The sequence below is a fragment of the Mesorhizobium vachelliae genome, from assembly GCF_033977325.1.
Lineage (GTDB): Bacteria > Pseudomonadota > Alphaproteobacteria > Rhizobiales > Rhizobiaceae > Mesorhizobium > Mesorhizobium vachelliae.
The window spans coordinates 176,943-196,741 of record NZ_JAVIIR010000004.1; the positions used below are offsets into that span (position 1 = coordinate 176,943).

The window sequence follows — 19,799 nt, forward strand, 5'->3', positions numbered from 1 at the left end:
GAAGGGGCCGTGTAGGCCCCTTCTCGTCGTCTCTCATGTCATGCCGTTCTTACTGCGCGGCGTTGACCATGTCGGTCAGCATCGGGTCGGCGACCTCGACACCGGAGGCCTTGCGGCGCTCGTCGATGATGAGCTCGTCGCGCGAGGTGGCGATGCGCCGGATCTGGCTCATCGTGCCGCCCGTGCCGGCCGGGATCAGACGGCCGACGATGACGTTTTCCTTCAGGCCCTGCAGCATGTCGGTCTTGCCGGCAACCGCTGCCTCGGTCAGCACCCTGGTCGTCTCCTGGAAGGAGGCGGCCGAGATGAAGGACGGCGTCTGCAGCGAGGCCTTGGTGATACCGAGCAGCACCGGCTGACCTTCGGCCGGCTTCTTGCCGTCCTCGATCAGGCGCTCGTTGACCTCTTCCAGTTCGATCACGTCGACGTGGTCGCCCGGGATGTAGGTCGAGTCGCCCTGCGTGGTGATCTCGACCTTCTGCAGCATCTGGCGAACGATCACCTCGATGTGCTTGTCGTTGATCGACACGCCCTGCAAACGGTAGACCTCCTGGATCTCGTTGACGAGGTAGGAGGCAAGCGCCTCCACGCCCTTGATCGCCAGGATGTCGTGCGGCGCCGGATTGCCGTCGAGGATATAGTCGCCCTTCTCGATGACGTCGCCGTCCTGGAGATGGAACGGCTTGCCCTTCGGGATCAGGTACTCCACCGGCTCCAGCGTCGAGTCATGCGGCTCGATGATGATGCGGCGCTTGTTCTTGTAGTCGCGGCCGAAGCGGATCGTGCCATCGATCTCGGCGATGATAGCGTGATCCTTCGGACGGCGAGCCTCGAACAGTTCCGCAACACGCGGCAGACCGCCGGTGATGTCCTTGGTCTTGGCGCTTTCCATCGGGATACGCGCCAGCACGTCGCCAGGCTTCACATGAGCGCCCGGCTCGACCGAGAGGATGGCCTCGACCGAGAGCAGGAAGCGGGCATCGCCGCCCTTCGACAGCTTGCCGACCTTGCCCTTGGCGTCCTGGATGACGATCGCGGGCTTCAGGTCGCTGCCGCGCGGCGTCGAACGCCAGTCGATGACCTCACGCTTGGTGATGCCGGTCGACTCGTCGGCCGTTTCCTGGACGGAGATGCCGTCGACCAGATCCTCGAACGCCACGCGACCCTCGATTTCGGTGAGGATCGGGCGGGTATAGGGATCCCACTCGGCGATACGCTGGCCGCGCTTTACCTTGTCGCCATCGTCCACGAAGATACGCGAACCATAGGCAACGCGGTGCGTGGCGCGCTCCTTGCCGGTCTCATCGAGGATGAGCACCGCCATGTTGCGGCCCATGACCATCTGCTGGCCTTCCGAGTTGCGCACCACGTTGCGGTTGCGGATCTGCACCTTGCCCTCATAGGAGGCTTCAAGGAACGAAGAATCCACCACCTGCGCCGTGCCGCCCATGTGGAAGGTACGCATGGTGAGCTGGGTGCCCGGCTCGCCGATCGACTGCGCCGCGATGACGCCGACGGCCTCGCCCTGGTTGACGGGGGTGCCGCGGGCCAGGTCGCGTCCGTAGCAGACGGCGCACACGCCGGTCCTGACCTCGCAGGTCAGCGCCGAACGGATGCGGACCGACTGCACGCCGGCCTTTTCGATCTGCTCCACGTCGCGCTCGTCCATCAGCTTGCCGGCCTTGACCAGCAATTCGCCGGAGACCGGATGGTTGATGTCGTCGAGCGCGGTGCGGCCCAGCACGCGCTGGCCGACCGAAGCGACGATCTGACCGGCATCGACGATCGGCTGCATGGTGAGGCCCTTGTCGGTGCCGCAATCCACGGAGTTGACGATGCAGTCCTGCGCCACGTCGACGAGACGGCGGGTGAGGTAACCCGAGTTCGCCGTCTTCAAGGCGGTATCGGCCAGACCCTTGCGGGCGCCGTGGGTCGAGTTGAAGTACTCGAGCACGGTCAGGCCTTCCTTGAAGTTCGAGATAATCGGCGTCTCGATGATTTCACCCGAGGGCTTGGCCATCAGGCCGCGCATGCCGGCGAGCTGGCGCATCTGGGTGGGCGAACCGCGCGCACCCGAATGCGACATCATGTAGATCGAGTTCATCGGCTTCTGACGGCCGTTTTCCTCGAACTCCACCGCCTTGATGCGCGCCATCATCTCGTCGGCGACCTTTTCCGAGCACTTGGCCCAGGCGTCGACGACCTTGTTGTACTTCTCGCCCTGCGTGATCAGGCCGTCATTGTACTGCTGCTCGTATTCCTTGGCCAAAGCCTCGGTGTCGGAAACAAGCTTCAGCTTGGTGTCCGGGATCAGCATGTCGTCCTTGCCGAACGAAATGCCGGCACGGCAGGCATGCGCAAAGCCGAGCGCCATGATGCGGTCGCAGAAGATGACCGTCTCCTTCTGACCGCAGTGGCGGTAGACGGTGTCGATCATCTTGGAGATGTTCTTCTTGGTCATCTCCTGGTTGGCGGTCTCATACGGCACGTTGACGTTCTTCGGCAGAAGCTCGCCGATGATCATGCGGCCGGGCGTGGTGTCGTAGATCTTCGACACGACGTTGCCCTCAGCGTCGACGGTGCGGAAGCGGCCCTTGATCTTGGCGTGCAGCGTCACGGCCTTGGTCTCCAGCGCATGCTGGAGCTCGCCCATGTCGGCAAACACCATGCCTTCGCCCGGCTCGTTCTGGTTGACGATCGAGAGATAGTAGAGACCGAGAACCATGTCCTGCGACGGCACGATGATCGGCGCGCCGGAGGCCGGGTGCAGGATGTTGTTGGTCGACATCATCAGCACGCGGGCTTCAAGCTGCGCTTCCAGCGAAAGCGGCACGTGGACCGCCATCTGGTCGCCGTCGAAGTCGGCGTTGAAGGCGGTGCAGACCAGCGGATGCAGCTGGATCGCCTTGCCTTCGATCAGGGTCGGCTCGAACGCCTGGATGCCGAGGCGGTGCAGCGTCGGCGCGCGGTTCAACAGCACCGGATGCTCGCGGATCACCTCGTCGAGGATATCCCAAACCTCCGGACGCTCCTTCTCGACCAGCTTCTTCGCCTGCTTGACGGTCGAGGAGAAACCCTTGGCGTCGAGGCGGGCGTAGATGAAGGGCTTGAAGAGCTCGAGCGCCATCTTCTTCGGCAGGCCGCACTGGTGCAGCTTCAGCTCCGGACCGGTCACGATGACCGAACGGCCGGAATAGTCGACGCGCTTGCCGAGCAGGTTCTGGCGGAACCGGCCCTGCTTGCCCTTGAGCATGTCGGACAGCGACTTCAACGGACGCTTGTTGGCGCCGGTGATGACGCGGCCGCGACGGCCGTTGTCGAACAGCGCGTCAACGGCTTCCTGCAGCATGCGCTTTTCGTTGCGCACGATGATGCCGGGCGCACGCAGCTCGATCAGCCGCTTGAGGCGGTTGTTGCGGTTGATGACGCGGCGATAGAGGTCGTTGAGGTCGGACGTCGCGAAGCGGCCGCCGTCCAGGGGAACCAGCGGACGCAGATCCGGCGGAATCACCGGAACCACCTTCATGATCATCCATTCCGGACGGTTGCCGGATTCCATGAAGTTTTCGACGACCTTGAGCCGCTTCAGGTACTTCTTCTGCTTGAGCTCGGACGTGGTCGAAGCCAGCTCCGAACGCAGGTCGCCGGCGATCTTCTCCAGGTCCATGCCGGCCAGAAGGTCATGGATGGCCTCGGCGCCGATCATGGCGGTGAAAGAGTCCTCGCCATACTCGTCGACGGCAAGCATGTACTCTTCTTCGCTGAGGAGCTGGTTCTCCTTCAGCGCGGTGAGGCCCGGCTCGGTGACGATGTAGTTCTCGAAGTAGAGCACCCGCTCGATGTCCTTGAGGGTCATGTCGAGCAGCGTGCCGATGCGCGAGGGCAGCGACTTCAGGAACCAGATATGGGCGACGGGCGCGGCAAGCTCGATATGGCCCATGCGCTCGCGGCGAACGCGCGACAGCGTGACTTCGACGCCGCACTTTTCGCAGATGACGCCCTTGTACTTCATGCGCTTGTACTTGCCGCACAGGCACTCATAGTCCTTGATCGGGCCAAAAATGCGCGCGCAGAACAGACCGTCACGCTCCGGCTTGAAGGTGCGGTAATTGATGGTCTCCGGCTTCTTGATCTCGCCGAACGACCAGGACAGAATCTTCTCTGGGCTGGCAAGCGAGATCCGGATGGAATCGAACACCTGCGCAGGCGCCTGCGGGTTGAAGAGATTCATGACCTCTTGGTTCATGCCGTTCTCCTTTTCGGGGTCCTCGATAACCCCTTCAATCGATCGCGGACGATTTGTCCGCAGACTGGCCGGTCAAACCGGCCGAAGATTTGAGGGACGCGCCGCCTCTTCAAAGAGCGGCGCGCCATAGCCTTATTCGGCTGCGTCGGGCAGACGCGTCGGGGTCTCTTCGACCTGGGTGTTCTCCAGCTCGACATTGAGACCCAGCGAGCGCATTTCCTTGACGAGAACGTTGAAGCTCTCCGGAATGCCCGCCTCGAACGTGTCGTCGCCGCGCACGATCGCCTCGTAGACCTTGGTGCGGCCGGCGACGTCGTCCGACTTCACCGTCAGCATTTCCTGCAGCGTATAAGCGGCGCCGTAGGCTTCGAGCGCCCAGACCTCCATTTCGCCGAAGCGCTGGCCACCGAACTGGGCCTTGCCGCCCAGCGGCTGCTGGGTGACGAGCGAGTACGGACCGATCGAACGCGCGTGGATCTTGTCGTCCACCAGATGATGCAGCTTGAGCATATAGATATAGCCCATCGTCACCTTGCGATCGAACGGCTCGCCGGTGCGGCCGTCATAGAGCTGCGACTGACCGCTGGTGTGCAGGCCTGCCTGCTCCAGCATGGTGTTGATGTCGGCCTCATGCGCGCCGTCGAACACCGGGGTCGCGATGGAGACGCCGCGGCGCATCTGCTCGCTCAGGCGAACGATGCTCTCGTCGTCATATTCGCGGATCGGCTCGTTGCGGTCGTTGGCCGGCATGAAGCTTTCCAGCGTCTTGCGCAGCGGCTTGATGTCGCCGCCACCCTTATACGCGTCGATCAGCTCGCCGATCTTCCTGCCCATGCCTGCGCAAGCCCAGCCCAGATGCGTTTCCAGGATCTGGCCGACATTCATGCGGCTCGGCACACCCAGCGGGTTGAGCACGATATCGGCATGCGTGCCGTCGTCGAGGAAAGGCATGTCCTCGACCGGAACGATGCGCGACACGACACCCTTGTTGCCGTGACGGCCGGCCATCTTGTCACCCGGCTGCATCTTGCGCTTCACCGCCACGAAGACCTTGACCATCTTCATGACGCCCGGAGGCATTTCGTCGCCGCGCTGCACCTTCTCGACCTTGTCCATGAAGCGCTGCTCAAGCGCCTTCTTGGACTCGTCATACTGGCCGCGCAGAGCCTCGAGCTCGCCCTGGAGCTTCTCGTTCTCGACGGCGAACTGCCACCACTGCGAACGCGGATACTCGTCGAGCGTGTCCTTCGACAGCTTCGAGCCCTTCTTGAAGCCCTTCGGTCCGGCGATGGCTTCCTTGCCGACAAGCACGTCGGAAAGACGCGCATAGACGTTGCGATCGAGGATCGCCTGTTCGTCGTCGCGGTCCTTGGCCAGACGCTCGATCTCCTCGCGCTCGATCGCCATCGCACGCTCGTCCTTCTCCACGCCGTGGCGGTTGAAGACGCGCACTTCGACGACCGTGCCGAAGGTGCCCGGAGGCATGCGCATGGAGGTGTCGCGGACGTCGGAGGCCTTCTCGCCGAAGATGGCGCGCAGAAGCTTTTCTTCCGGCGTCATCGGGCTTTCGCCCTTCGGCGTGATCTTGCCGACCAGGATATCGCCCGGCTGCACCTCGGCACCGATATAGACGATGCCGGCCTCGTCGAGGTTCTTCAGCGCCTCTTCCGAAACGTTCGGAATGTCGCGCGTGATTTCCTCCGGCCCGAGCTTGGTGTCGCGCGCCATGACCTCGAACTCCTCGATGTGGATCGAGGTGAAGACGTCGTCGGCCACGATGCGCTCGGAGAGCAGGATCGAGTCCTCGTAGTTGTAGCCGTTCCACGGCATGAACGCGACCAGCACGTTGCGGCCGAGCGCCAGATCGCCGAGCTCGGTCGACGGACCGTCGGCAATGATGTCGCCCTTGTTGACGCGGTCGCCCATGCGCACCAGCGGACGCTGGTTGATGCAGGTGTTCTGGTTCGAACGCTGGAACTTCATCAGCCGGTAGATGTCGACGCCCGACTTGCCGGGATCGAGATCTTCCGTGGCGCGGATGACGATACGGGTGGCGTCCACCTGGTCGACCACGCCGCCGCGACGGGCGCCGATCGCCGCGCCCGAGTCACGGGCGACGACCGGCTCCATGCCGGTGCCGACGAACGGCGCCTCGGCGCGCACCAGCGGCACGGCCTGACGCTGCATGTTCGAGCCCATCAGAGCGCGGTTGGCGTCGTCGTTCTCGAGGAACGGGATGAGCGCCGCCGCGACAGACACCATCTGCTTCGGCGAGACGTCCATCAGGTCGACGTTCTCGCGCGGCGCCATCATCACTTCGCCGGCGTTACGGCAAATGACGAACTCGTCGACGAAGCTGCCATTCTTGTCGAGCTCGGCGTTGGCCTGCGCGACATAGTGCTTGGCCTCTTCCATCGCCGACAGATAGACGACCTCGTTGGTCAGCTTGCCGTTCACGATCTTGCGGTACGGGCTTTCAATGAAGCCGTACTTGTTGACACGCGCGAAAGTGGCCAGCGAGTTGATCAGACCGATATTCGGGCCTTCCGGCGTCTCGATCGGGCAGATGCGGCCGTAATGCGTCGGGTGCACGTCGCGCACCTCGAAGCCGGCGCGCTCGCGAGTCAGACCGCCCGGTCCAAGCGCCGAAAGGCGGCGCTTGTGGGTGATCTCCGACAGCGGGTTGGTCTGATCCATGAACTGCGACAGCTGCGAGGAACCGAAGAACTCGCGCACGGCGGCGGCCGCCGGCTTGGCGTTGATCAGGTCCTGCGGCATGACCGTGTCGATCTCGATCGAGGACATGCGTTCCTTGATCGCGCGCTCCATGCGCAGCAGGCCGACGCGGTACTGGTTCTCCATGAGCTCGCCGACCGAACGCACGCGGCGGTTGCCGAGATTGTCGATGTCGTCGATCTCGCCCTTGCCGTCGCGCAGCTCCACCAGCGTCTTGACCACGGCCAAGATGTCTTCCTTGCGCAGCACGCGCACGGTGTCCTCGGCCTTGAGCTCGAGGCGCATGTTCATCTTGACGCGACCGACGGCCGACAGGTCGTAGCGCTCGCTGTCGAAGAACAGTGAGTTGAACATGGCTTCGGCGGTCTCGAGCGTCGGCGGCTCGCCCGGGCGCATGACGCGGTAGATGTCGAACAACGCGTCCTGGCGGCTCTCGTTCTTGTCGACGGCCAAGGTGTTGCGGATGTAGGCGCCGACATTGACGTGGTCGATGTCCAGTATCTGGATCTCTTCCTCGCCGGTGCCGAGCAGCACCTTCAGGGTCTTGTCGTCGATCTCGTCGCCGGCCTCGAGGAAGATCTCGCCGGTGGCGTAGTTGACGATGTCCTCGGCGAGATAGTTGCCGAGCAGGTCCTCGTCGGTCGCCTTGATGGCCTTGAGACCCTTCTCACCGAGCTGGCGGGCCTGGCGGGCGGTGATCTTCTTGCCGGCCTCGACAACGATCTCGCCCGTGTCGGCATCGACCAGGTCGCCGACGGCCTTCAGGCCGCGGAACCGCTCGACGTTGAACGGGATGCGCCAGTGGTCGCCGGAGCGCTTGTAGGTGATCTTGTTGTAGAAGGTCGACAGGATCTCTTCGCCGTCCATGCCGAGCGCCATCAACAGCGACGTCACCGGGATCTTGCGGCGGCGGTCGATGCGGGCGTGCACGACGTCCTTGCTATCGAACTCGATGTCGAGCCAAGAACCGCGATAGGGGATGACGCGCGCGGCAAACAGAAGCTTGCCCGACGAGTGCGACTTGCCCTTGTCATGGTCGAAGAAGACGCCCGGCGAGCGGTGCATCTGCGAGACGATGACACGCTCGGTGCCGTTGACGATGAAGGTGCCGTTCGACGTCATGAGCGGCATGTCGCCCATGTAGACGTCCTGCTCCTTGATGTCCTTGATCGACTTCGCTCCGGTATCCTCGTCGATATCGAACACGATGAGGCGCAGCGTCACCTTCAGCGGCGCGGCATAGGTCAGGTCGCGCTGACGGCACTCGTCAACGTCGAATTTCGGTGCCTCGAACTCATACTTCACGAACTCCAGCATCGAGGAGCCGGAAAAGTCGGAGATCGGGAAGACCGACTTGAAAACGGCCTGCAGCCCTTCGTCCGGACGGCCGCCCTTCGGCTCGTCCACCATCAGGAACTGGTCATAGGATGCCTTCTGAACCTCGATGAGGTTCGGCATCTCCGCAACTTCCGGGATCTTTCCGAAGAACTTGCGTACGCGTCTGCGGCCATTGAAAGTCTGGGTCTGGGCCATCGTCGCTCCTTAGCTCTAAACTCGGGACGAACCTCGCCGCGGCTCGCCTTGCACCAATGGGCGGCCTCGGCGGCTGCCCCTATCTGTTTTTCCGGCCGCCTTTTCCAATCGCTTGGCGGCTACCGGCTAAAACGGGAGAAAACCCGTTTCCGGAAGGCCGTTTTTCGGCCCTCAGGAAAGAGGTTTTCAAACGCCTCGCGCAACAAAACCCTCCCTCAGTTCCAAGAGAGGGGGCGGACGGCGCGAGACCGTCCGCCCTCGCCTAACAGGCTTACTTCAGCTCGACCTTGGCGCCAGCTGCTTCCAGCTGAGCCTTGAACTTGTCGGCGTCGGCCTTGGAAACGCCTTCCTTGACCGGCTTCGGAGCCGCTTCGACCAGGTCCTTGGCTTCCTTGAGGCCAAGGCCGGTGATGGCGCGGACTTCCTTGATGACGTTGATCTTCTGGGCGCCGGCATCGGCGAGAACGACGTCGAATTCCGTCTTCTCTTCAGCCGGAGCAGCAGCAGCGGCAGCACCACCAGCAGCGGCGGCAACAGCCACCGGAGCGGCGGCCGAAACGCCCCACTTTTCTTCCAGGAGCTTCGACAGCTCAGCCGCCTCGAGGACGGTCAGCTTCGAAAGGTCGTCTACGATCTTCGCGAGATCAGCCATTTTGATATTCCTTTAGTTGGTTCGAACGTGTGTTGTTGACAGCGAGGAACGGCCTCATGCCGCCTCGTCCTTCCGGGCGTAAGCGCCGATGACGCGCGCGACCGAAGCCGCGGGCGCATTGACGATCTGGGCGATCCGGGTTGCCGGCGTGGCGATCATGCCAACCAGCTTGGCGCGCAGCTCGTCGAGCGACGGCATCGTGGCGAGTGCCTTGACACCATCGGCGTTGAGCGAGGTCGAGCCCATCGCGCCGCCGAGAATGACCAGCTTGTCATTCCCCTTGGCGAATTCGGACGCGACCTTCGGCGCCGCAATCGGATCCTCCGAATAAGCGACCAGCGTCTGTCCCTTGAACAGATCGATGATCGATGCGGAGTCCGTGCCCTGAAGAGCGATCTTGGCGAGACGGTTCTTCGCGACTTTGACGGTGCCACCGGCAGCGCGCATCTTCGACCGAAGGTCGTTCATTTGCGCCACGGTGATACCGGCGTAGTGGGCCACGACGACTGAACCCGCGTTCGAGAACGCATCATTCAGGCCCGTGACGAGTTCGCGCTTTTCCGCTCTGTCCACTGCCTATCTCCAGTTGACCACTGCCTCATTTTCGAGGTCAGAAGTCGGGTTGCCTTTTGCCGGCCGGGCCATCCAAAAACGGATCTCCCGAACGACGCTCGAGGATCCTGCCCCCTTTCGCCACACCGACGGCAAAGCCGGCGATGCGCTGACAAAAGGCAAACACGGTTCGAACCTTTCATTGGAGCTTGCCGCTCCTTTGTCGGGTCTTCACCCGTCTCATGCAGGCCCACATGAATTAAGGCTGTTGGGCCGCCTGCAATCTCGGACAGGATATCCGGAAACCTTTCGGCTTCCGGGGTACCGGGCCGCCGACGGATCGGCGGTCCGGAATTCTTCAATGACCGGCGTCAGCCGATCGTGTGACACTTACGACGCGGCGAGCGTCGCGATGTCGAGCTTGAGGCCGGGGCCCATCGTCGAGGTGACCGACACCTTCTTGACGTAGTTGCCCTTGGCGCCCGCAGGCTTGGCCTTGTTGACCGCATCGGCGAAGGCGCGGACATTCTCTTCCAGCGCCTTGACGTCGAACGAGACCTTGCCGACGCCGGCCTGGACGATGCCGGCCTTCTCGACGCGGAACTCGACGGCGCCGCCCTTCGAAGCCTTGACGGCTGCGGCCACGTCCGTGGTCACGGTGCCGACCTTCGGGTTCGGCATCATGCCGCGCGGGCCGAGCACCTTACCCAGACGGCCGACCAGCGGCATCATGTCCGGGGTGGCGATGCAGCGATCGAAATCGATCGTGCCCTTCTGAACGATGTCGACCAGGTCCTCGGCGCCAACGATATCGGCGCCAGCGGCCTTGGCTTCCTCGGCCTTGTCGCCACGAGCGAACACGGCAACGCGCACCGAACGGCCGGTGCCGTTCGGCAGGTTGACCACGCCGCGGACCATCTGGTCGGCATGGCGCGGATCGACGCCGAGATTCATCGAGACCTCGACGGTCTCGTCGAACTTCACCTTGGACCGGTCCTTGAGCAGCTGCAGCGCCTCGGAGAGGGCGTAAGCCTTGTTCGGATCGATGCCTTCGCGGCTCTTGGCAACACGCTTTGCAATCTTTGCCATGATCTTAGCCCACCACTTCCAGGCCCATCGAGCGGGCGGAGCCCTCGACCATGCGCATGGCCGCTTCGACGTCGTTTGCGTTCAGGTCCTTCATCTTCTGCTCGGCGATCGCGCGCACCTTGTCGCGGCTGATCGTGCCGACCTTGGTCTTGCCCGGCTCCTTGGAGCCCGACTTCAGGTTGGCGGCCTTCTTCAGGAAGTAGCTCACCGGCGGCGTCTTCATGACGAAGGTGAATGACTTGTCCTGGTAGTAGGTGATGACGACCGGGATCGGCGACCCTTTCTCCATCTCCTGGGTCTGCGCGTTGAACGCCTTGCAGAACTCCATGATGTTGATGCCGCGCTGACCAAGCGCCGGGCCGATCGGGGGCGACGGCGTAGCCGAGCCCGCGGCAACCTGGAGCTTGAGCTGGCCTGCAACTTTCTTAGCCATCTCTATTCCTGCCTTTTCTCATGCCGGCCCATTAGCGGGATACCGGCGATTGCAGTCTGGTGGTGCGGTTCCGACGACCGGCTATGCCGCCCTCGCCTCCCACCCGTTCATGCGGCGCCTTTCAGCTTCCGCCCCGACGCCTTGCGGCGCGGATCCCGACGCCCTCCGGGCGCGGATCTTCGGACATCAGCCCTTTTCGACCTGTCCGAATTCCAGATCGACGGGCACGGCGCGCCCGAAGATCGAAACTTCCACCTTGAGGCGGGCCCGCTCCTCGTCCACTTCCTGGACGACGCCGTTGAACGACGCGAAGGGACCGTCTGAAACGCGGATCGCCTCGCCGATCTCGAAGGTGACCGAAGGCTTCGGCCGCTCGACGCCTTCCTGGACCTGGTTCAGGATGCGCTGCGCCTCGGTCTCGGTGATCGGCACGGGCTTGGAGTCGCCCAGGAAGCCGGTGACCTTCGGTGTGTTCTTGACCAGCGAGAACACGGCATCGGTCAGATTGGCCTTCAGGAGCACATAGCCCGGGAAGAACTTGCGCTCGGCATCGACCTTGCGGCCGCGGCGGATCTCGACGACCTTCTCGGTCGGCACAACGATCTGCTCGATCTCACCCGACAGGCCCTTCTGCTTGGCCTTGTTCTCGATGTCCTCGGCGACCTTCTTCTCGAAGTTCGAATAGGCGTGGACGATATACCACCGCGCTGTCATTTCACGACCTCTCCGTAAACCGCCGAATTAATGCCCGAGACCCAGGATCCACTCGATCGCATAGCCCATCAGAATATCGGCAGCGAAGAAGAACAGCATCGCGATCACCGCGAACACCAGGACCATCACGGTCGAGATCATGGTTTCGCGCCGCGAAGGCCATGTCACCTTGGCCGTCTCCGCGCGGACCTGCTGGAGAAAGGTGAAGGGATTGGTGGTTTTCGAAGCCATTTGCCGCCTGTCTTCAAGGCCCGTTGGCCGGGCCTCCTGGATGATCCCGCTGGCCGGGACGTGCCGCCTGGGCTCTATGCGGCGCGAATCAGCGCCGCTATTTCACCCACGCAAATCAGACGCGTAAAGCCGGCTTCCCAGCTCCACGCGTCGCGTGTCTGTCTTGTCTACATAAAACCGATTCTTAATCCACGCAAGTGGCAAGGGTCCGCTTTATGTCCTAACGCCGCCTCGGAACCATCCAGTCGTCCCGTCCCGGCTATGCGGGGCTTATGCCCCAATTTCCGCGATATGGCAAGCCACCCGCCGATTTTCAACCGTGGGAAGCTTTCGATCAGCAATTTTTGGGAATGGCACGGGCAGCAGGGCTCGAACCTACGACCTGCGGTTTTGGAGACCGCCGCTCTACCAACTGAGCTATGCCCGTGCATGCGCTTGTTCGGCGCAGGCGCTTCCTAAAAGCTTCCGGGCACTCTGTAAAGAGCACTCAGCAGCGGTTTTAGAACCTTTGCCGGAAATCTGGATTCCATTTCCGTCGGCGACGGATCGTGGCGGCAAAAACAGAGCGCCCCGCCCTACGACTTCCCGGCTGGCTGCTTGTAAGGCCCACCCGGCACGCCCCAGCCCCAGGCTGGCATCGGCTCGGTCTCGGGATCGCAGGTCTCGCCGAGATTCGAATTCATCTTCGCCAGCCGCGATCCCCATTCGACATAGCCCATGAAGGCGGATCGGAATTCGGGATCGTCCGGCAGGCCGACCTCGTCCGCCGCGTCGGCAAGGAGATTGATCCAGCGGCGGCGCTGCTCTTCGGTCAGATGCTTGCCAAGGTGATGCATCACCATCTCGCGATGGCCGCCATGCTTCTCGCTGTAAGTCTTCGGTCCTCCGAAGACCTCGCCGATGAAGGCGGCGACATGGGCTGGGTGATCCGGCGACATGTGTCTGAACACCGGCCCGACAACCGGATCCGCGGCCACCTTGTCATAAAAAGTCTGGGTCAGCCGATTCAGCGCCTCGCTGCCGCCGACCCATGTATATAAAGTCGGGACGTCCTCGCTCATCGCCGATCCTCCATGCCGCAAAGAGAGCAAGGAGGATAATGGTGTCGCCCTGCCCGACTCAACCTGGCTCCATGGCCAGTACAAGGCATCAGAGCTTCGCCGGCGCCTTTGCCTCGGCGTCGGCGGCCGGAAGGACGCGGCAATTGTCCGGCCTGGGTGCGGATCTGCAGATGGTGGCGCCCGTCAGCGCGTCCACCGATTGCGGTCCGGTCGTCAGTCCGAATGTCTTCAGTTCCTCCCGGCTGAGTTCCCTGTGCTTTGCATATTCGGCCGACTGCATGGCGACGAAAAAACCCGAGCCGATCGTCATCTCGTCGAGGTAAGCCCTGACTTTGTCTTCCATGCCCATGGAATGCACGAGGAAATGCGCATCGGCGCCCACCAGGCGCCGGACGCCGCCGGCGATCATCACCGCACACGCCGCGTCGCATTCGGCGCCAGCTTCGATGGTGAGGCCGGTATGAAGACCGTCCGTTGTGACGCATCCCACCACGCCAGGATCGCAATCGAGAAAATCCGTTCGCGCGACCGCGACATCCAGCTTGCGCTCGCGGATCAGCCGGCCCGCGGCAAGCGCAACCTGCACGTCTCCACCCGGCGAGTTGATGACGACGGGCAAGCGGCGCTCGCGTATCGTATCGAGCAGCTGACGCAGCTTGTCGGCCGTGTCCGCGGCGATCGTGCCTTCCGCCGAAATCCATTCCGGGCAGTCGGGATTGCAAAGTGGATTACTGCCACGAACGAGAGCGAAGCGCATCCCCTGTTCGTTGGCCTGCGGCGCCGGGGCGGGAACCGACGCAATGGGTGAAGGCCCGGCCTCGACTGCCGCGACCGTGGCCGGCGCGCCGTTCGCCGGGATCGCGCGACAATTCGCCGGCGCCGGCTGGCGCTGGCAGATGGTTCTCTCGGTCAGCAAATCGAGCGAATCCAGGCTGGTGACGAGCTTCATCTCCAGCATGTCGTGGGGCTCGATCTGCCTGATGTCGCTGGCTGGCGTCGCCTTCATCACGCTGAGCACGCCCTGCTCGACACCCATCTCCTTCAAATAGGCCGACAGTCGCTTCTCGACCGCCTTGCTCATCTCGTAGGTCTTGTAGCTGCCGGCATTCTTGCGGCTGACGATCCTGGTGCTGATGATCTTCTTCTTGCCGTTCAGGACCCGATAGGTCGTGCGGTAGAGCAGCTTCTCGCGCTGGTAGGTGGTGGTGATCTGGTGGACGCCGAGATAGGCCCATTCGCCGACCACGCGGCGGATGCCGCCGGCAAACATCAGCGGACAGGCCGAATTGCACATCGCGCCGCTGTCATGAGCGACGCCCGAATAGGGTTGGCTCTTGGCGTCATTGTCCCGGCAATTCTCCATTCCGGGCGAGCAGCCGGAAAACTCCGTAATGCCGACCGCGATATCGAGCTTGTTCTTGCGGACCAGGCGGCCAAGCTGGAGCGCGGCCTCGACATTGCCGCCGGGAGAATTGACGACGATTGGCAGCCGCCGCCCGCCAAGCGTTTTCAGCAGACGTTTCAGCAGCGCCGGCGTGCCGGCCTCGATCGTGCCTTCGGCGGAAATCCATTCCGGGCAGTTCGGCTCGCAGCCCGGCGCGCTGCTGCGCACGACGGCGAAGCGCATCGCCGGACCGTAATCCGGCGGCTCTTCCTTCGCGGCTGCGCTAAAGGCGGCCAGCCCGATGGCGGCAGCCAATCCCAACCGAAGCAGCCCGCGCCAACACCGTATGATCTTTGAACGGAATGTTGAAACCACGTCCGGCAAGCCCCTCGGTGCGACCCATACTAGTGGCAGTGACGGTGCTTGCAATAGAATTGAACAGGCCGGCGCAATACTGCTTCCAAAGCAAAAGGGCGGCCCGAAGACCGCCCTTTCCTGTCGAACCGGCAACAGCCGGATCGATTATTCCTTGATGGTGACGACGATGCCTGCACCGACGGTGCGGCCGCCTTCACGGATGGCGAAGCGCAGCTTCTCTTCCATCGCGATCGGCACGATCAGCTCGACGTCGACAGTGATGTTGTCGCCGGGCATGACCATCTCGGTGCCGGCCGGCAGCGTCACGATGCCCGTCACGTCGGTCGTGCGGAAGTAGAACTGCGGACGGTAGTTGGTGAAGAACGGCGTGTGACGGCCGCCTTCGTCCTTGGTCAGGATGTAGGCTTCGGCCACGAACTTCTTGTGCGGCTTCACCGAGCCGGGCTTGGCCAGAACCTGGCCGCGCTCGACACCTTCACGGTCGATGCCGCGCAGAAGCGCGCCGATGTTGTCGCCGGCCTGACCCTGGTCGAGTAGCTTGCGGAACATTTCCACGCCCGTGCAGGTCGTCTTGGCGGTCGGACGGATGCCGACGATCTCCAGTTCCTCGCCGACCTTGACCACGCCGCGCTCGACGCGGCCGGTCACCACCGTGCCGCGGCCCGAGATCGAGAACACGTCCTCGATCGGCATCAGGAACGGCTTGTCCAGCGGACGAACAGGCGTCGGGATATAGGCGTCGACCTGAGCCATCAGCTCACGGATGGCGTCCTCGCCGATGGTCTTGTTGGAATCTTCGAGAGCAGCCAGCGCCGAGCCCTTGACGATCGGAATGTCGTCGCCGGGGAACTCGTTCTTCGACAGAAGCTCGCGAACCTCAAGCTCGACCAGCTCGAGCAGCTCGGCGTCGTCGACCTGGTCGACCTTGTTCAAGAACACCACGATCGAGGGCACGCCGACCTGGCGGGCAAGCAGGATGTGCTCGCGGGTCTGCGGCATCGGGCCGTCGGCGGCCGACACAACCAGGATCGCGCCGTCCATCTGCGCGGCACCGGTGATCATGTTCTTCACATAGTCGGCGTGGCCGGGGCAGTCGACATGGGCATAGTGACGGTTGGCCGTCTCATACTCGACATGCGCCGTCGAAATCGTGATGCCGCGCGCCTTCTCTTCCGGCGCCGCGTCGATCTGGTCATAGCGCTTGTATTCGCCAAAATACTTCGTGATCGCCGCCGTCAACGACGTCTTGCCATGATCGACGTGGCCGATCGTGCCAATGTTCACATGCGGCTTGGTGCGCTCGAATTTACCTTTTGCCATAGTCTCTTTCCTTGGACGGCCTTGACCTTCAGTTCAGTCGAATGCGGGGCGATTAGCGACAACGGCCGAAAAACACAAGTGCCTTGTGGCTGGGCGGATTCCCGCTCGACCCGAACAACAGTCGATTTCAGGGGGATGTGGAGCGGATATAGGGCTGCCGCCGGTAAAATCAAAGGCTCCGGGCTGGCCCATTGCCGCCGCGACGCCGCTCTGATCTTGTCGGCGCATGCAGTTCATTCCATCCAATGTCCGCGGTCCGCTGTTCATGGTCGTCTCGACGGGATCCTATCTCGTCAACGACACGATGATGAAGCTCGCGACCGCCGGGCTGCCGCCCTATGAGGTACTCCTGCTGCGGGGTGCTGCCGCGACGCTGTGGGGCGTGCCGTTGCTTCTGATGCTCGGCTATGCCAGGCAGATCCCGCTGCTCTTCGAGCGCAAGGTGCTGCGCCGCAACCTGTTCGAGCTGCTGGCGATCCTCTGCTACGTCGTCGCCCTGGCCAACATGCAGATCGCGGATTCCACCGCGCTCGGGCAGGTCACGCCGCTCATCGTGCTGGTCGGCTCCTCGATGCTGTTCGGCGAAAAGATCGGCGCCACGCGCATGGCGCTGATCGGCCTCGGCTTTGTCGGGGCGCTCATGGTGGCCCAGCCGACGATGCAGGGCATTTCGGTCTATGCCCTGCTGGCGCTCGGCAACGCCGCCTTTGCGGCGGTGCGCGATATAGCCGGCCGCAAGGTGGGCGCCGAGGTGCCGGGCATGATCGTGGCCATCTCCGCGGTCTTGGTGGTGCTGGTCGGCTCAGGCGCGGCGCATCTTGTCTCCGAGCAATGGGTGATGCCGGAGGGACGCCATCTGCTGCTGATCGCGGGAGCGGGCTTGTTCCTGATCTTCGGCCATTTCTTCATCTTCATGGCCTACCGGGTCGGACCGACAAGCGCGGTCGCGCCCTTTTATTACTGCTTCACCGTCTGGGCGGTCATTTCGGGCTTGCTGGTGTTCAGACAGTTTCCCAACGCGCTCGCCGTCTGCGGCATCCTCCTGGTGATGGCCAGCGGCCTCGTGATCGTCTCGCTCGACGAAAGAAGGCGCCGGCTGGCGATGGTCGCCTGACATAAATCCAGAGCAGGCCGACCCGAACGGGTCGACCTTCAACAGCCGATCAATGCGGCGACCTTGCCTCTACAGCGTGCGCTTGCCGGAAATCTGGTGATAGGCCCACAGCACGACGACCGAGCCGATGACGGCAACGATCAGGCTCCAGATGTTGAGGCCGGTGACGCCCTGCGCGCCGAAGGCGCTGAAGATCACGCCGCCGACAATGGCGCCGACGATGCCGAGCACAATATCCATAACCATGCCCTGGCCGGTCTTGTTGACGATCTTGCTGCCGATGAAGCCGGCGACGATGCCGAGAATGATCCAGCTGATGATGCCCATAATTCCCTCCAAATTCCCCGCCGCCCCAATCTTTTTCATATGATTGTCAAAAGCTCAAGACAGCTTGATATTCCGCCCGTATGCGCCATTGTGGGGCCGGGCGGACTTGGCTGGATAAGGAGATCCATTATGGGCCTTTTTGACAACGCCGTTCCGGGCGGCAACATCACCAAACCCCTGATGATCGCGCTCGGCGCGCTTTTGGTCGGCAAGATGCTGAGCGGCAGAAGCGAAGAAGCGGCCGCGCCGCAAGCGCCGGCGCCGACGCCTGCGGGAACCGACACATCCGCCGATGGCGGCCTGCTCGGCGGCCTCGGCGGCCTGCTCGACAAGCTGAAGGATGCCGGCCATGGCAACGTCGCAGACTCCTGGGTCGGCACAGGCCAGAACCAATCGATCAATCCGAATGATCTCGGCTCGGCGCTCGGGCCGGCGGTGATCCGCGAGATCGCGCAACGCACCGGCATGAACGAGCAGGAATTGCTGCAGCAGCTCTCCACGGCGCTGCCCGGTATCGTCGACAAGCTGACGCCGAACGGCCAGGTTCCGCAGAACCATCAGGTCGCCTCGGCCTTCAACAGCTAAGCGGGCTGGACGAAATGGAAACGCTGCGCGCCCCGGCGCGCGGCGTTTTCTTTGGAGGGTGCGAGGGGGAAATCTGGAGCGGGTAGCGGGAATCGAACCCGCATATTCAGCTTGGAAGGCTGCTGCTCTACCACTGAGCTATACCCGCGCCTTGCACTGAGGTACCGGATTCATCCGAAAAGCGCCATGCACATTTCGGTCCGAGACTTTCGTTTCAGGGCTTCCGGGCCGGCAGTGGTGGAGAGGGTTGGATTCGAACCAACGTAGGCTAAGCCAACGGATTTACAGTCCGTCCCCTTTAACCACTCGGGCACCTCTCCAGTCTGCCGCCGGAGCCATGCAACGAGGCATTCGCGCTGATCCGGAGCCCGAGTAAGATCTTCTCCGAAATCAGCGAAGCGCCTTATGGCGGCAAGGCCGGTGGGTGTCAACCGGCGCGGCGAGGGTTTTTCGAGGATGTTCGGCATTCATGTCTTCAGCCCATATCCTTAGCCGGACGGGACCGCTATAGAGACCCCCATGAGCGACGACAAAAGCAACAAGCCCGGCACGCGCAAGGACACCCATTACGCCAAGCTGAGGCGCGCCCATCGCGACCAGAAGGCGGGCGGTGCACCGGCATTCCGGCCGCGCCAGCCGGTTCCTCCGGGCGAAGCGCCAGGTGACGGACTGGTACGGCTTTACGGCCTGCATACGGTGCGGGCGGCGCTCGACAATCCGCGCCGCAAGATCAGGAAGATGCTGGTGACCCGCAACGCCGCCGAGCGGCTGGCGATAAACGATCTTGCCGCCCTGCCCTTCAAGGCCGAGCTGGTCGAGCCGAAGGACATCGACAGGATCACCGGATCGGACGCGGTGCATCAGGGCGTGCTGATCGAAGCCGAGCCGCTCAAGCCGAAGCGTCTCGACGCGCTCGGCGACACAAAGCTGGTGCTGGTGCTTGACCAGGTGACGGACCCGCACAATGTCGGCGCCATCCTGCGCTCAGCGGTCGCCTTCGGCGCCGGCGCGCTGATCACCACTGCCCGCCACAGTCCGCAGGAATCGGGTGTGCTGGCCAAATCCGCCTCGGGCGCGCTGGAGCATATCGACCAGATCGAGGTGAAGAACCTCGCCGATGCGCTGGACCAGCTGCACGAAGCTGGCTTCCAGACCATCGGGCTCGATTCGGAAGGACCGGCGGAGTTGGAAAAGACTTTCGACGGCGCAAAGATCGCGCTGGTGCTGGGCGCCGAGGGCAAGGGCTTGCGACAGAAGACACGCGAGACGGTGACGGCGCTGGCGCGGCTCGACATGCCCGGCGCCATCCATTCGCTCAATGTGTCCAATGCGGCGGCGGTCAGCCTCTACGCGGCGAATGCATTCCTGAAGCGCTGAGCCGGATCGACTTTAGCCTCGAGGCGAAAAACGGGCCCCTGCGGCAAACGCAGGAACCCGTTCTCTG

At 63.0% G+C, this 19,799-nt stretch carries 15 protein-coding genes and 3 tRNA genes; 3 read left to right on the top strand and 15 right to left on the bottom strand.

The features are described from left to right. Nucleotides 1-49: 49 nt before the first annotated feature. The 12 genes from rpoC to tuf form a co-directional block, all read right to left on the bottom strand. Complete coding sequence (gene rpoC / locus RFM41_RS11065) at nucleotides 50-4,246, bottom strand: DNA-directed RNA polymerase subunit beta' (RefSeq protein WP_041008660.1); 4,197 nt, start codon at nucleotides 4,244-4,246, stop codon at nucleotides 50-52. A 132-nt stretch (nucleotides 4,247-4,378) separates the two neighbouring features. Further along, entirely contained in the window at nucleotides 4,379-8,515 is a 4,137-nt protein-coding gene (rpoB, locus tag RFM41_RS11070; protein ID WP_320245255.1) for a DNA-directed RNA polymerase subunit beta, read from the bottom strand. Between the two features lie 271 nt (nucleotides 8,516-8,786). Then, nucleotides 8,787-9,167, bottom strand: coding sequence for a 50S ribosomal protein L7/L12 (gene rplL / locus RFM41_RS11075; RefSeq protein ID WP_040983055.1), 381 nt, complete (start codon nucleotides 9,165-9,167; stop codon nucleotides 8,787-8,789). A 54-nt stretch (nucleotides 9,168-9,221) separates the two neighbouring features. Further along, nucleotides 9,222-9,740, bottom strand: a complete 519-nt coding sequence (gene rplJ / locus RFM41_RS11080; RefSeq protein WP_127868901.1) for a 50S ribosomal protein L10 — start codon at nucleotides 9,738-9,740, stop codon at nucleotides 9,222-9,224. 369 nt (nucleotides 9,741-10,109) lie between these two features. Further along, nucleotides 10,110-10,808, bottom strand: coding sequence for a 50S ribosomal protein L1 (gene rplA, locus RFM41_RS11085; RefSeq protein WP_127879981.1), 699 nt, complete (start codon nucleotides 10,806-10,808; stop codon nucleotides 10,110-10,112). A 4-nt stretch (nucleotides 10,809-10,812) separates the two neighbouring features. Continuing rightward, nucleotides 10,813-11,241, bottom strand: coding sequence for a 50S ribosomal protein L11 (gene rplK / locus RFM41_RS11090; RefSeq protein WP_040983061.1), 429 nt, complete (start codon nucleotides 11,239-11,241; stop codon nucleotides 10,813-10,815). A gap of 186 nt (nucleotides 11,242-11,427) precedes the next feature. Continuing rightward, the gene (gene nusG / locus RFM41_RS11095; RefSeq protein WP_041003121.1) at nucleotides 11,428-11,955 is read right to left on the bottom strand and encodes a transcription termination/antitermination protein NusG; all 528 of its coding nucleotides are present in this window, start codon (nucleotides 11,953-11,955) and stop codon (nucleotides 11,428-11,430) included. A 27-nt stretch (nucleotides 11,956-11,982) separates the two neighbouring features. Further along, the gene (gene secE / locus RFM41_RS11100; protein WP_027170383.1) at nucleotides 11,983-12,186 is read right to left on the bottom strand and encodes a preprotein translocase subunit SecE; all 204 of its coding nucleotides are present in this window, start codon (nucleotides 12,184-12,186) and stop codon (nucleotides 11,983-11,985) included. A gap of 351 nt (nucleotides 12,187-12,537) precedes the next feature. Continuing rightward, nucleotides 12,538-12,613 (bottom strand) — tRNA-Trp (locus RFM41_RS11105). A gap of 148 nt (nucleotides 12,614-12,761) precedes the next feature. Then, nucleotides 12,762-13,247, bottom strand: a complete 486-nt coding sequence (locus RFM41_RS11110; RefSeq protein ID WP_320245256.1) for a group II truncated hemoglobin — start codon at nucleotides 13,245-13,247, stop codon at nucleotides 12,762-12,764. Nucleotides 13,248-13,335: 88 nt separating this feature from the next. After that, the gene (locus RFM41_RS11115; protein ID WP_320245488.1) at nucleotides 13,336-14,874 is read right to left on the bottom strand and encodes a COG3904 family protein; all 1,539 of its coding nucleotides are present in this window, start codon (nucleotides 14,872-14,874) and stop codon (nucleotides 13,336-13,338) included. Between the two features lie 279 nt (nucleotides 14,875-15,153). Further along, nucleotides 15,154-16,329, bottom strand: a complete 1,176-nt coding sequence (tuf, locus tag RFM41_RS11120) for an elongation factor Tu (RefSeq protein WP_040983039.1) — start codon at nucleotides 16,327-16,329, stop codon at nucleotides 15,154-15,156. A gap of 226 nt (nucleotides 16,330-16,555) precedes the next feature. On the opposite strand from tuf, the gene RFM41_RS11125 reads away from it, so the two are divergent. Next, nucleotides 16,556-17,443, top strand: a complete 888-nt coding sequence (locus tag RFM41_RS11125; protein ID WP_320245257.1) for a DMT family transporter — start codon at nucleotides 16,556-16,558, stop codon at nucleotides 17,441-17,443. A gap of 69 nt (nucleotides 17,444-17,512) precedes the next feature. Here RFM41_RS11125 and RFM41_RS11130 read toward each other — a convergent pair whose 3' ends face one another. After that, nucleotides 17,513-17,770 carry a GlsB/YeaQ/YmgE family stress response membrane protein gene (locus RFM41_RS11130; RefSeq protein ID WP_320245258.1) on the bottom strand — a complete coding sequence of 86 codons (258 nt, stop codon included), beginning with the start codon at nucleotides 17,768-17,770 and terminating at the stop codon, nucleotides 17,513-17,515. A gap of 129 nt (nucleotides 17,771-17,899) precedes the next feature. Here RFM41_RS11130 and RFM41_RS11135 point away from each other — a divergent pair, with 129 nt between their 5' ends. After that, nucleotides 17,900-18,355 (top strand): YidB family protein, encoded by a 456-nt coding sequence (locus RFM41_RS11135; RefSeq protein ID WP_320245259.1) that lies wholly within the window; start codon nucleotides 17,900-17,902, stop codon nucleotides 18,353-18,355. Nucleotides 18,356-18,429: 74 nt separating this feature from the next. On the opposite strand, the gene RFM41_RS11140 is transcribed toward RFM41_RS11135, so the two are convergent. After that, nucleotides 18,430-18,503, bottom strand: a tRNA-Gly gene (locus RFM41_RS11140). Nucleotides 18,504-18,590: 87 nt separating this feature from the next. Beyond that, nucleotides 18,591-18,675, bottom strand: a tRNA-Tyr gene (locus RFM41_RS11145). Between the two features lie 199 nt (nucleotides 18,676-18,874). Between RFM41_RS11145 and RFM41_RS11150 the strand changes: the two genes are divergently transcribed. Next, nucleotides 18,875-19,732: a TrmH family RNA methyltransferase gene (locus tag RFM41_RS11150; protein ID WP_320245260.1), complete on the top strand. Its 858-nt coding sequence runs from the start codon at nucleotides 18,875-18,877 to the stop codon at nucleotides 19,730-19,732. The last annotated feature ends 67 nt before the right edge of the window (nucleotides 19,733-19,799 follow it).